Annotated in this window: 12 protein-coding genes and 4 pseudogenes; 7 read left to right on the top strand and 9 right to left on the bottom strand. The window is 38.0% G+C overall.

Annotation, left to right across the window (positions count from 1 at the left end):
- The 8 genes and pseudogenes from JEU79_RS25490 to JEU79_RS25455 form a co-directional block, all read right to left on the bottom strand.
- Positions 1-549, bottom strand: a 549-nt coding sequence (locus tag JEU79_RS25490) for a hypothetical protein (protein WP_198266718.1), incomplete at its 3' end; no start/stop codon positions are given.
- A 223-nt stretch (positions 550-772) separates the two neighbouring features.
- Complete coding sequence (locus JEU79_RS25485) at positions 773-2,338, bottom strand: flavin-containing monooxygenase (protein ID WP_246540722.1); 1,566 nt, start codon at positions 2,336-2,338, stop codon at positions 773-775.
- A 277-nt stretch (positions 2,339-2,615) separates the two neighbouring features.
- Positions 2,616-3,819, bottom strand: a pseudogene (locus JEU79_RS25480) (IS3 family transposase).
- A gap of 366 nt (positions 3,820-4,185) precedes the next feature.
- Complete coding sequence (locus JEU79_RS25475; RefSeq protein WP_198266717.1) at positions 4,186-4,659, bottom strand: helicase C-terminal domain-containing protein; 474 nt, start codon at positions 4,657-4,659, stop codon at positions 4,186-4,188.
- Positions 4,656-5,765: an ATP-dependent DNA helicase DinG gene (locus JEU79_RS25470; protein WP_214660683.1), complete on the bottom strand. Its 1,110-nt coding sequence runs from the start codon at positions 5,763-5,765 to the stop codon at positions 4,656-4,658. Before JEU79_RS25470 ends, JEU79_RS25475 begins: the two co-directional genes overlap by 4 nt.
- 16 nt (positions 5,766-5,781) lie before the next feature.
- Positions 5,782-6,372, bottom strand: coding sequence for a DEAD/DEAH box helicase (locus JEU79_RS25465; protein ID WP_198266715.1), 591 nt, complete (start codon positions 6,370-6,372; stop codon positions 5,782-5,784).
- Positions 6,373-6,633: 261 nt separating this feature from the next.
- Positions 6,634-6,867, bottom strand: coding sequence for a hypothetical protein (locus JEU79_RS25460; RefSeq protein WP_198266714.1), 234 nt, complete (start codon positions 6,865-6,867; stop codon positions 6,634-6,636).
- Positions 6,868-7,426: 559 nt separating this feature from the next.
- Positions 7,427-7,705 (bottom strand): annotated as a pseudogene (locus JEU79_RS25455) (IS3 family transposase); the annotation flags it as partial.
- Between JEU79_RS25455 and JEU79_RS25450 the strand changes: the two are divergent.
- From JEU79_RS25450 to JEU79_RS25420, 6 genes and pseudogenes are all read left to right on the top strand, one after another.
- On the top strand, positions 7,693-7,851 hold the full coding sequence (locus tag JEU79_RS25450) for a hypothetical protein (protein ID WP_198266712.1): 159 nt from the start codon (positions 7,693-7,695) through the stop codon (positions 7,849-7,851). The pseudogene JEU79_RS25455 and the gene JEU79_RS25450 overlap by 13 nt on opposite strands.
- A 155-nt stretch (positions 7,852-8,006) precedes the next feature.
- Positions 8,007-8,931: pseudogene (locus JEU79_RS29070) on the top strand (IS3 family transposase); the annotation flags it as partial.
- Between the two features lie 43 nt (positions 8,932-8,974).
- Positions 8,975-9,574, top strand: a pseudogene (locus tag JEU79_RS25435) (IS3 family transposase); the annotation flags it as partial.
- A gap of 473 nt (positions 9,575-10,047) precedes the next feature.
- Positions 10,048-10,374, top strand: a complete 327-nt coding sequence (locus tag JEU79_RS25430; protein ID WP_198266709.1) for a glycosyltransferase family protein — start codon at positions 10,048-10,050, stop codon at positions 10,372-10,374.
- Between the two features lie 21 nt (positions 10,375-10,395).
- On the top strand, positions 10,396-11,439 hold the full coding sequence (locus JEU79_RS25425; RefSeq protein WP_214660682.1) for a glycosyltransferase: 1,044 nt from the start codon (positions 10,396-10,398) through the stop codon (positions 11,437-11,439).
- A gap of 29 nt (positions 11,440-11,468) precedes the next feature.
- Positions 11,469-12,086: a glycosyltransferase family protein gene (locus tag JEU79_RS25420; RefSeq protein WP_198266707.1), complete on the top strand. Its 618-nt coding sequence runs from the start codon at positions 11,469-11,471 to the stop codon at positions 12,084-12,086.
- Here JEU79_RS25420 and JEU79_RS25415 read toward each other — a convergent pair.
- Positions 12,077-13,024, bottom strand: coding sequence for an IS1595 family transposase (locus tag JEU79_RS25415; protein WP_198262526.1), 948 nt, complete (start codon positions 13,022-13,024; stop codon positions 12,077-12,079). The genes JEU79_RS25420 and JEU79_RS25415 overlap by 10 nt on opposite strands.
- Positions 13,025-13,122: 98 nt before the next feature.
- Between JEU79_RS25415 and JEU79_RS25410 the strand changes: the two genes are divergently transcribed.
- Positions 13,123-13,626, top strand: coding sequence for a glycosyltransferase (locus JEU79_RS25410; protein ID WP_198266706.1), 504 nt, complete (start codon positions 13,123-13,125; stop codon positions 13,624-13,626).
- Positions 13,627-13,636: the final 10 nt, after the last annotated feature.

Here is a 13,636-nt window from a genome sequence, read left to right as displayed (position 1 = left end):
TGTTGCTTTATTTGAATATTCACAGCCTTTACCTTTTACTTCAATTTTAATAAAAGGCTTACCATTTTTCGTACCGCACTCTATGACTTTTGCTCTATCTTCAACTTCGGCAGAAACCAGTGAACACTCAGGGGAGCCGGATAAATATTCATTAGACTTTGGACCTTGCGCTAATTTTTCTTTGTTAACGGTGACAGTTTTGCAAGCAAAATATTTGCCAAGACCTGCGGCCACACCCAAACTAACAACTTCTTGGCGTGTTTTTGCTTCTAGACTGGCAATTTTATTATTGATACAGGCATGGATAATTTTATCTGAGTTATTAGAATCATCTGGCGTTGTTGTGATATCACCTGAACCTGAACTTGAACCTGAACTTGGGCCTGGGGTTGGGTCAGGGTTTATTGTTGCTAGAGAACACTCAAATGACATTTCTTTTAGGCTAAACTTATAGTCCCCATCGCAGGGCTTGGCCAAATAAATGATTAAAAAGGCCATAATTATTATGGCAGTTATGGCTGTAGTAATACCTACTTTCTTATTGCTCATTTCAATTCCCTGAATGATTAATATTTACCTTGAAATTATCAGACTGTTCACAAAGGGCACATATTAAACCTTGTTTACACTTCAGATGTAGGATGTGGTGAGTATAACGAACTGCATCAATGGCTTTAAATATACGCCTTTGATGTGGTTCGTTATACTCACCACATCCTACAAATGTAAAGATAAATTGGCATATTTTAAGGTTTTATTACATGGTTTTATTTCACTTTAATAAATTATAATCACTTAAGTGAAACCATTTACGGGTAAAGATAAAGTTGACCACAGATTCAGGTGATAGGCTGGTGACATCACCTGTCATATTTTTTCTATAAAAAGCCGTACAAGTACTATTTTGCCAAACGGTCAATTGCATCGTTTGTCTCATTTTTTTAACGTACTCATCCTGAAGGTTCTGTTTAACGTCGATGGCTTTGATGCTGGTATCGCTTTTTATTGCCTCAATTGCCTTAACGGTATAATGGGTCATTGCTTCCATATAGCATAATTGTGAACTATGACCGGTACCGGTATTAGGTCCATTTACTTTAAAATAATTAGGATAGCCTGAAACCATGATGCCCTTATAAGAGACCAGATCTGTTTCCCATTCACTATTGAGGTTTCGACCATCGAGACCATAGACCTGAAATGAGAGTGCTTTTTTCATATTTGAATAAGCATAAAAGCCTGTGGCATAGACGATGATGTCTAAAGGTATTTCTTTACCGTCTTTGGTTTTAATGCCTGTTGGTGTAATCGCTTCTATGCCACTGATATTAACAGTCACATTGTCTCGGGAAAGGGCCGGGAGATAAATATTTGTCGGAATGACTCGCCTGCTGCCCAATTCATAATCAGGCATCATATGTTGGCGTATCTTGTCATCATCAATGTATTTTTCAAGATTCTTCTTGAGTACCTTTCTATAAATACTTTTAATGAATTTACTGAGATTTGTCGTGATTGGATAGCGACGAAAGGCAAGAAATCTGATTTCATGATAACTAAAGATTGCAAAACGAATAATATGCCGTATTCCAGGAAGATTACGAATGAAACGCTCGGTGGAACTATAGTTGCGGTCTGAACGTGGAATGATCCATTGAGCCTTGCCCATAAATAATGTTAATTGCTCAACCTTACTGGCAATGGCTGGAACGACCTGAGCTGCGGAACATCCAGACCCAATCACTGCAACACGTTTTCCTTCATAAGGTATGTTGTGATCCCATCGCGCAGTGTGGAATTTAGCGCCTTGAAAAGTATCAGCCCCGTTAATTTCAGGAATATGTGGATTGGCTAACACACCACTGGTATCAATAATAAACCGAGCGGTATAGTGTTCTCCTGACCCAACCTCTACATGCCATAAAAAAGTATCTTCATTATATGTAAGTTTTGTGACGGTTTGGTTTGTTTTTGTGTGCTTTCTAATATCAAATTTATTGATGATATAGTTGGTATATTCAAGCAATTCACTCTGTGGTGAATATGTTTTTTTGAATTTATAAGGCACAAAGGAAATAGAATATAAGCTCGTTGGAATGTCTACTTCGGCACCCGGATAGGAGTTGTCCCGCCAGGTTCCACCGATATCAGAACTTCGTTCTAATAAGACAAAGTCATTGAAATGCTTTTTTTGTAAACGGATAGCCGCGAGTAAACCTGAAAATCCAGTGCCGATGATTACTGTTTCAAAATGCTGAGAGTCTTTTTGTACATCCTTTGGTATATTGCTGTCCTGTGCTGTTTCTGATGGACTTTCAATAGGCTGATGTGTCAACACTTTTCCGGACAGTTTTCTAAATATTTTTTTGGCTGTTTCAAGTGATTTTTGTCATTTTGTATTTCCTATCATTTTAGTTTCTCATGTTAACTTTAAACAGATGAAGAGAAAGGGCTTTGCCCTCTGGAACGATAGAGCCGTTCCATTCACCCAAGGTATTTTCACAACGGTAATGATCCTGTTACAATATCTTCACGGCACAGGCTGAGGAGCCGATGGCCGTCAACGGTAATGGGCGGCATTTATGTCGCCTTTTACCCCTCTTCAATCAATCGATTTAAGCTATTTCCTGCTGTATTTCATAATCGACTGGTGACAAATAATCATTAGCCGAATGAAGTCGCTCCCGATTATAAAATACCTCAATATATTCAAATATTGCCTGCTTTGCTTCTACTCTGGTTTTGAATCGACAATGGTGCGTCAATTCAGTTTTCAAACTATGAAAGAAGCTCTCTGATACAGCATTGTCCCAGCAATTTCCTTTGCGGCTCATAGACTGAATTATGTTATGATCCGACAATATTTTTCTATGACTATCAGAGGCATATTGGCTACCTCGGTCAGTATGGTGCGTGGTGCGTCAATTCAGTTTTCAAACTATGAAAGAAGCCAAAGCAATCCATCCATTGGTTTACGCTTCCATATGGCCATCAGTAAAGCATCATTGACTAGCTTAAAGGCTTTCATTCGCTCATCCATCGACCAGCCAACAATTTGCCTAGAGAATAAGTCAATGACAACCGCTAAATATAACCAGCCTTCCTTGGTGGCAATATAGGTAATATCACCCACATAGTAGCGATCAGGTTGAGAGACAGCAAACTCTCTTTCCAGTAAATTTGGAGATATACGCTTATTATGCTTGGAATTAGTCGTCGCTTTAAAGCGTCTCTTCGTTTTACAAAACAAACCGGCTTTTTCATTAATCGACCAATTCTCCGGCGGCTTATATGAACGCCTTTTTCAGCCAGTTTTCTTTTAAGACGACGGGTTCCATAAGTCTTGCGACTGTCTTCAAACAGTTTTTTAGCTGCTCAGTAAGCGCTTCATTTTCTTTCTCTCTATCCGTTTTAGGAGAGCTAACCCAATCATAATAGCAACTACGGGAAACATCCATAAAACGGCACAGAATCGTTACCGGGTAATCTTTAGCCTGATCAGTTATCCATGCGTACTTCACAAAGTTTCCCTTGCAAAGTACGCTGTGGCCTTTTTAATAAATCACGCTCCTGAATCACTTTTGCCAATTCTTTTTTCAGACGTTTTACTTCATCATAAATGTGTTCATCACTTCTATTGGCTACCGTCTTCACCGGTTTGGAATATTTACTGATCCAGGTATGTAGAGTATTTACATTAACACCTAGCTCCCTGGCAGTCTGAGAAACAGGTTGATCCGTCTCATTAGCTAATTTGACAGCTGATTCTTTAAATTCTGATGTATAGCTTTTATTCGGTTTTTTTGTTTGATCATTCATTTTAGGTCACACTTTTTATCTTTTAGTTATTTTAAGTTGTGTGTCCGGTTAAGTGTAGCCACATTAGGCATATTTTATCCTTGGGGTATAATCCTAAAAAAATCAGTTGAACCTACTGCGACCGCCTTATGTACTGAATCTTAAGGATTTTCCAGAACATTTTGACTTCACCCGTAGGGTGACTACGAATAAAGCCAAAATAACCTGTAAAACCCTTAATCTTCAGAACCTAAGTCGCTCTCGCTACGATTCAACTGATTATTTTAGGATAATTACTACTAATAAGAGCAAATAGTCTATTCGATGATAATTTAATGAGCGATTTACTTCAAGCGCATATTATATTTACACTTCATTACCATACATTTAATCAATCACTTCGTTTAAGCGCATTTTATAAGGAGGCAGGGCACTAAGAATTTTCTTACCGTAAAATTTTGTGATTACGCGTTTGTCCAAAAGGGTGATTTTTCCTGAGTCGGTTTCTTTTCTGATCAAACGACCACAGGCTTGTACTAGTTTTATGGATGCATCAGGCACAGCAATTTCCATAAAGGCATTGCGGCCTTGAGATTCAATCCACTCGGTTAAAGAAGCATCAACGGGATTGTTAGGAACTGAAAAGGGGAGTTTGGCTATGATAACATGTTCGCAATATTCCCCGGGGAGGTCGATACCTTCGGCAAAGCTATTGAGGCCAAGAATAACGCTACCATGACCCTTGTCAATTTGTTTCTTGTGATCATTGATAATCACTTGTTTATTTCTTTGTCCCTGGGTAAGTAGTAATTTTTTCCAGATGTCATCACTGCGCAATAACTCGTATTCCACATCACTCATTTGTTTTTGGAGGCAAATAAGACCAAGGTGCCCTTATTGGGATCGATGATCTGAGTTAATAATTCAACCACCTCATCGGTATGTGCCTGATATTGAGTCGCATCGCTACGCATTGCAGGGACAATAAATTCGACATTTTCCTGATAATTAAAAGGGCTGGGTAAGATATTAAAGAAACCCGGTACACCGGAGTTTAAGATATACCGATCAAAATTCCCCAGTGCTGCTATTGTCGCACTGGTGACTACCGCGCCATAACATTGTGACCAGAGGATTTGTTCCAGCGTATTGGCAGCAAGAATAGGGCTACAAGATAATTCTATGCCCAGCAGTTCGTTACGGGTGTTAGAGGATGCTTCATTTTTTTTGTAACCATCGAGCATTGGGGGCATACCTTGTTTGTCGGCCTTAGTGAAAAACTCGAACAAATCCATGGCCGCTGTGGCGCGTCCCTCCATAGGTGCTAGTGCGGGCATCCATTGTTCTGCTATTTCACTTTTGAGACCGGTTATTTCGCCTTCCAGACTGTCCTTTAATACTTTATTGATATGCATTAATTGTGAAGAAAGTTTATCAAACTGTTTTAAAAGCTGCTGACATTGCTCTTTCAATATATCGGGAATTTGCCCGAACTCAAATCGTAAGATTTCCTTTTGATTATTGCCTGCTTGCGCTGAGGAGCTTGACCCAGAGAATCGGTTTTCAGGAAATTTGAATTGCCGTGTGATGCTATCCAGATGGTTAAGCTCAGTGCTTATCTCTTTAGCCAGTTCAGGAAAATTTGTAATGATTTGTTGAATTTGTGCTGGCGGCTTAGCCAATGAGGCAAAGTTATTCAGTGTTGCGTTGACTTGCTCCAACCATTTAAGACTACTATTGATATGAAATGAATAGCTGAAATGATTAATCGCTTTAAGCGGTAAATGATGACCCTCATCAAAAATGTAAATGCATTCATTGGGCGGTGGCAAAATATAGCCGCCACCCATATTCAAGTCACTGAGCACTAGATCATGATTGGCAATAATGCAATCGACCTTAAACACGGATTCACGGGCTTTGAAATAGACACATTCATTATAATAGAGCAACGCTTGCCACTGCATTGGTGTTGGTCGGATGTTAGGGGTAGCCAACTACTCTGACCAATAAAATCATCCCAACTGTCGATTTCGCCATCCCATTGTTTTTCTTCCATGCCTGATGTAAGGCTTCATAGAGTTGCATATCATCTTTATTATTTAGCAGGCTTTCATTGGAGGGCATATCCAGCCCCAGTTCAGGCTGATCCCGATGGGCGATGAAGTTTTCTAATTTATAATGGCAAACATAACGTTTGCGTCCCTTGGCAAGGGTAAAGGAAAAATTTAAACCGCTATGGCGATGGATATCAGGTAAATCTTTGAGCAGTATTTGTTCCTGTAAGGCAATCGTAGCGGTAGAAATGATGAGTTTCTTTTTGTTTTCTTTGGCAATGGGTAGGGCAGAAACCAAATAAGCAATGGTTTTGCCTGTTCCTGTCCCAGCTTCAAGCGTGCAAATATTAGTTTGTTCGGTATTCTCTTGATCAATATTCTCTTGATCAATATTGCCCAAGGTTCGAGCAATATCCGCAATCATTAGCCGTTGTCCATAACGGGCTTTTATTCCTTTGCTTTCCAGAACTTTGGAATAAGCATCTTGTATGGTTTTTTTTAGTTTTTCAGTTAGCACACTTTGTAGTCTTTCGTTTTTTATCTAATCAAATGTGTAAAAATAAACGCTATTAAGCGAAATTTTCCACGTATCATGGTTATATTTGTCTATGTATTGAGGGATTTTGCCCTGTTAGGAGAATAATTGCTATAAAACATGACTTTCCGAATAATAAGCTTATTTTTCATCGTATTTAAAAAATACTTTTAATTAGGTTAAAATTAATGTAAAACAATAAGATAGAAGCAATTTCTGTAACTTCTCAATAAGTCTGTGCATTTAAACAGCACAAACTTTACCTTTCAGCAACTCAGGCAGATATGGGATCAAATTTCTCTTGCTGATCCGGTCATTAATAAAATCCCAGAATGAAATTCCTTGTTTCAAACAAGTTTTCTTTAAACTGACAAAGGTATCTCTGCAAAGTTGCCCATCCTTTGAGCGTGTACTACCACTAATTTTACGCTTAATAACATATTCTCGAAAAGCTTGTTTTAGTCCGGCACAATTCATCAAAATGTTCAGCAATCGCTGACTTCAACGGATCATCTGGCTCAAGTTTATATTGTTTGAGATCATAAAATAGTTCCCAAATCTGAGTATGTACCCAGTTCAGTTCTTTATCATGTCGCTCATTGAGTGGTTACATTAATTCAGGAACTACAATATAGCATAAAAGCATTTAAAAGTCTGTCCAATAAATATTTATAGGGCGGCCACGCTTTTTGAAACCACGCTGAAAGTGCACATAATAAACTCTTGAGTCAGCGTAGTCAGATAAAGCCATTGTGATGTGTCAACACTTTTCCGGACAGTTTTCTAAATATTTTTTGGCTGTTTCAAGTGATTTTTGTCATTTTGTATTTCCTATCATTTTAGTTTCTCATGTTAACTTTAAACAGATGAAGAGAAAGGGCTTTGCCCTCTGGAACGATAGAGCCGTTCCATTCACCCAAGGTATTAACGGTAATGATCCTGTTACAATATCTTCACGGCACAGGCTGAGGAGCCGATGGCCGTCAACGGTAATGGGCGGCATTTATGTCGCCTTTACCCTCTTCAATCAATCGATTTAAGCTATTTCCTGCTGTATTTCATAATCGACTGGTGACAAATAATCATTAGCCGAATGAAGTCGCTCCCGATTATAAAATACCTCAATATATTCAAATATTGCCTGCTTTGCTTCTACTCTGGTTTTGAATCGACAATGGTGCGTCAATTCAGTTTTCAAACTATGAAAGAAGCTCTCTGATACAGCATTGTCCCAGCAATTTCCTTTGCGGCTCATAGACTGAATTATGTTATGATCCGACAATATTTTTCTATGACTATCAGATGCATATTGGCTTAAATCAGTTTTTTAAACAACTTAAAGCAATTGCTCCGCAGTTAACTTTAGATGAGTGTTGGGGCTATATTTTAGAGAAAGCGATGGAAAAATTTGAACTGGTTTCAGATAAATCACGACAAATTAAGCTACCTGCTCCAGCCTAGACAAAACCGTTCAGCTAAAAGAAATTTTTTGCAGGATTTTATGTCATTGCAGGGGCTACTGCGGTTTTTAGGTTTACCGATCACTGTATTAATGTGGCTATACTTAACCGGACACACAACTTAAAATAACTAAAAGATAAAAAGTGTGACCTAAAATGAATGATCAAACAAAAAAACCGAATAAAAGCTATACATCAGAATTTAAAGAATCAGCTGTCAAATTAGCTAATGAGACGGATCAACCCGTTTCTCAGACTGCCAGGGAGCTAGGTGTTAATGTAAATACTCTACATACCTGGATCAGTAAATATTCCAAACCGGTGAAGACGGTAGCCAATAGAAGTGATGAACACATTTATGATGAAGTAAAACGTCTGAAAAAAGAATTGGCAAAAGTGATTCAGGAGCGTGATTTATTAAAAAGGCCACAGCGTACTTTGCAAGGGAAACTTTGTGAAGTACGCATGGATAACTGATCAGGCTAAAGATTACCCGGTAACGATTCTGTGCCGTTTTATGGATGTTTCCCGTAGTTGCTATTATGATTGGGTTAGCTCTCCTAAAACGGATAGAGAGAAAGAAAATGAAGCGCTTACTGAGCAGCTAAAAAAACTGTTTGAAGACAGTCGCAAGACTTATGGAACCCGTCGTCTTAAAAGAAAACTGGCTGAAAAAGGCGTTCATATAAGCCGCCGGAGAATTGGTCGATTAATGAAAAAAGCCGGTTTGTTTTGTAAAACGAAGAGACGCTTTAAAGCGACGACTAATTCCAAGCATAATAAGCGTATATCTCCAAATTTACTGGAAAGAGAGTTTACTGTCTCTCAACCTGATCGCTACTATGTGGGTGATATTACCTATATTGCCACCAAGGAAGGCTGGTTATATTTAGCGGTTGTCATTGACTTATTCTCTAGGCAAATTGTTGGCTGGTCGATGGATGAGCGAATGAAAGCCAAGCTAGTCAATGATGCTTTACTGATGGCCATATGGAAGCGTAAACCAATGGATGGATTGCTTTGGCATACTGACCGAGGTAGCCAATATGCCTCTGATAGTCATAGAAAAATATTGTCGGATCATATCAATGGGATTGGTTTTTAGTGGCACCAAAATTATTTGTCCCAATACCAGCAAGCCTTGCAAAGTAAATAACCTCTATCCATATTTGCTCAAAGGAATTGATATTAATAGGGGTGAATAACCAGGTTTGGTGCACAGATATCACGTATTTACGGATGCCACATGGATTTGTCTACCTAAGTGCTGTTATGGACTGGAGATAGCCGTTTTGGTGCTGTCCTGGGAAGTGTCAACCAGCATGGAAGAAAGCTTTTGTATCAGTAGTCTGCATGGAAACAGTAGTCTGGAAACAGCACTGCGACGATATGGAAAGCCAGAAATCTTCAATACGGATCAAGGTGCTCAATATACTAGCAGAGCATTTACAGGTGTTCTAAAGGCCAATGATATAAAAATCAGCATGGACGGCAAAGGCAGAGCAATGGATAACATTATGATTGAACGACTCTGGCGAAGTGTAAAATATGAGGAAATTTACCTCAAGGATTACCAAAGTATTGATGAGCTAAAGAGCTCATTAAAGGAATATTTTGAGTTTTACAACCATGAACGACCACACAGTACACACGGTGGAAAAACGCCTGCAGAGATCTATGGCGTGATGAAAGAAGTTGTTCCAGACTTAAAACGGGCAGCATGATGAGAGGATAATCAACTTTACTGGCAACCGCCTTGTCCACATATCCACAGGCCAAGCCAGTAGCCCTGAGATATATCGCAAGCGTCTCTGGACTACTGGCAGACCTGTGGATATGTGGATAAGACTAATACTATAAATAACCAACAGAATTATATCTTAATATTTGAGAAAGCTGTCTTGACAATGGGGTCCACTGTATAAGTCACTTTACTCTTGCAGGAGAAAATGGCCGATTTTACAAGCAATTGGCCATTTTTTCGAGCAAATCATTGCTGTACTTATGATTTTTTTAGTAGCGCCGTCAGGCGCGTCGCTGGCTCATGAAATTCCCGGGGTGGCCATCGCTACGCTCGGCCACCCCGGGAATTTCATGAGCCAGCGATAAACCAGCAAATATCACAAATACAACCAAATAGTGTTGCACTTATGAGTTGAATCTAAGAAGCTTTAAAAAAAGCAGCCTTCTTTTTAAAATGTCACTACCACATCAGGGACTTTTTACCCATAAAAAATTATTTGAACAATATGGCTTATTTGATGTAAACAATCGTTTTTGTATGGACTATGAGCATTTGCTTCGATATTACAGTAATTTTCCCAAGTTGATTAGTAAAAATATTATCATTTCAAATTGGAAAGCCGGTGGGGTTGGGAGCGGTAGAATATTGGAAATTTATGATGAATATGATGCCATAAAACGTCATCATCAAGTAGCGCCAATTATTATATTGGCCATGATTAAACAATGGATTTTGTTTAAATATTATATAAAAAAATACCTGTTTCAAATTTCTGAATAATTAACTTAAAGTTTACATCCTATGTATGATTTTTTATTTATTACTAATATCCCCTCATTTTACAAGCTTAATTTGTATAATGAGCTCGCCAAAAAATGCAATATTTACGTAATTTTTTTAAGTGCTGGTTCGAAGGTTCGTCAGGCTGATTTTTTTAACGGTGAAATGCTGTTCGATTACAAAATCATTGACCAACATGCCTATGAACAACGCAATTGGTTTTTAAATGGTTTTAAGCTTTTAAAACTGATGAGGTCAATTAACTACTTTAAAGTAGTGGTGGGCGGTTGGGACGCTCAGGAATATTGGTTGACTATCTTAACGAATCGAAAGAAGAAAAATGCTGTTGTGGTTGAGTCGTCAATACATGATAGTACGCCTTCTGGAATAAAAGGTTATATCAAACGTTTTTTTGTTTCTCGATTGTCAATCGCTTTTGTTTCTGGAATCGGACATAAACAATTGCTTGAAGCACTAAACTTTTCTGGAAATGTTATTGTTACGGGAGGTGTGGGTTTAATTAACAAAAATGGTCTTGAAAAAATTGACAATCATTTTAATGGCCGGTTTTTATATGTTGGCCGTTTGTCCGTCGAAAAAAATCTATTTTTCTTAATAAATGCTTTTAAAAATTTCCCAGACTTTTATCTTACCATTCTAGGCCATGGTCCCTTGGAAGAGAAGTTGAAGGAAATTGCTGGCAATAATGTTAAATTTATTGCTAATATACCTAATGATGAAATTCAGAAGATTTATTTACAGCATGATGTACTCCTATTGCTTTCGCATAGTGAACCATGGGGCTTAGTCGTTGAAGAGGCGCTCTTTTATGGTTTGCCTGTGATTCTTTCAAATCAAGTTGGTTGTATAGCTGATTTATTAGTTGCCTGTAAAGGCGGTTTGATAGTCGATACAAGTAGCAAAGACAGTTTAAAAAAAGCATTGCAGGACATCTCTGAATTGGAAAACTATAAGAAATTGCATAAAAGCGTTTCACTCGTTGATTTTGATAAACGCTTTACGGAACAAGTGAATAGTTATTTAAATACAATAAAAAAAATATGAATTGAAATATATTTATCTGAGTATGTTTAATGAAGTCAAAAAAGAATACCGCTAATGTTAAGTTGTTGGTTCATGCGAGTAATGTCACGGGGTTGGGAGCCATTCAAGTTGTGGGCGCTTTTATTAATGCGATAACAAAAATAAACTCGCATGAAATGCTGGTCGCCTGCCCTGAGCAATTGCCTTATTGTCATCGTCTTAAGGTTTCAACAGTAACTCTGAGACGTGTACTGCCTAACTCTCTCTCTAGGTTATTTGAATGTCTTTTTCCTCATTTTTATTTTCCTGGTACAGAGCAGTTAATTGTTTTAGGTGATATTCCTTTGCGAAATTATCAAAATCAGGTCGTTTTGTTTCACCAGCCAAATCTTATCCGTCCTCACATTAATAAAAATACCGGCATGACTTTCAAGTTTAAAATATTACGTTTACTATTTCGTTATAACTTAAAATTTGTTAGAAAAATGATTGTTCAGACTATTGTGATGAAAGAGCAATTAGAGCAGAGTTACCCTGAGTTAAGAGATAGAATTGTCGTTATTCCCCAACCTGCTCCCGATAATGACTTTTTACATGCCAAAAATTGGGATAAGCCATTTAACTATAATAAACATACAAAATTAACACTTTTTCTTGATTACCCATAAAGCTCCGCCATTTTTAGGAGCTTTCCATTCATAGGTGGCGTTTTCATCGCCACGCATAAAAACCTTGGCATCATGTCTTTTAAGTTAAAGCGTCTATTAAACCGATAACAAAATTCAGCAAGATACCGAGGTAAATGTTTTGAGTTAATGGAATGATAGCTTCCCTTCATAGAGTTTTTAATATTACCTATCATAGTGTTAACCCAGATAAACTCAATTTTATCAACACTTGCCGCACCACCACCCGTGACGATTGGAACATGCTTACAGTCAGCTTCTTTAACCGCAGGAAAACAATTTAACCCATCTGAGTAAACAGTACTTCCAGGTGTTAAATGAGTTTGTGCCCATCGTTTTATTTCACTGGATTTAAACCCTTTAAGCACATTTAAATTCATTGCAATCGGGTGTCCATCTTCATTAGTAGAAACGGCTGCAACGAACGGTGTTTTATTTTCTGAACCACGACCTCTGGAGCCGCCTCTGTGCTCACCACCCCAGTAGGCATCATCAATTTGAATGATGCCTGATAAAGGTTTACTGTCATCACGTTCTTTCATAACCTGCATGATCTTTTGTTTCATACTCCAGGCTGTATTGTAGCTTACCTTAAGCTGTCTCTTTAATTCTAATGCTGAAACCGCTGTCTTCAATTGAGTCATAAGATGAATCGCTAAAAACCACTTAGATAAAGGCAGTTTGGTACTATCAAATATTGTCCCACAGGTTGCTGATGTCTGATGATGACAATGGTGGCACTGATAAAGATGGCGATGTTCTAGAGTGCAATAAGTCTTATTGCCACACTCTGGGCAAACAAATCCATCAGGAAATTTCCATTTAAATAAGGCTTGTCGGCACTGTTTGTCAGTGCCATAATCATTAAAAAGCTCAAATAAACTATAACCTTCTTGAAACTGAATTTTATTTTTTGACATCATTCTACTCCACACATAATCTATACTTTAATTATAGTATAATTATAGTATAATTATAGTATAATTATAGTATAGTTATCGAAATATGGCGGAGCTTTGTGGGTAATCAAGCACTTTTTTATCCGGCAGCAGGCTACCCTCATAAAAATCATAAGATTCTGAATGACATGGAAAACTTTGAGGAATCGAGTCAACTGATTAATGAAATGTGTATTACACTTAAATATGAGGAAAAAAGACATTTTCCAATGTGGGTCAATAATTTGGGGAGACTATCTAGTCAGGCATGTGGTGAGTATTATCAGTCTGTGGATGCACTTTTTTTCCCCTCCTTAACTGAAAGTTATGGATTACCTTTAATTGAAGCAATGATTTGTGGTCTGCCAATTGTTTGTGCAGACTTAGATTATGCACATTGTGTTTGCGGAGAGCAGGCAATTTACTTTGATCCTGATGACCCTGTGTCAGCGATAAAAGCACTTGTTTTATTAAGATGTAAATTAGCAACTGGATGGCAACCGGATTGGTCGATTGCATTGGCTAAACTTCCTGCGAGTTGGGATGAGGTGGTGCAGAAATTTCTAAAACTACTGGAAAAATAGTAAACTAAAG

It is taken from the genome of sulfur-oxidizing endosymbiont of Gigantopelta aegis (genome assembly GCF_016097415.1).
GTDB lineage: Bacteria > Pseudomonadota > Gammaproteobacteria > GRL18 > GRL18 > GRL18.
The sequence above is the reverse complement of the archived record's forward strand: the minus strand, read 5'-3'. Positions and strand labels throughout refer to the sequence as shown.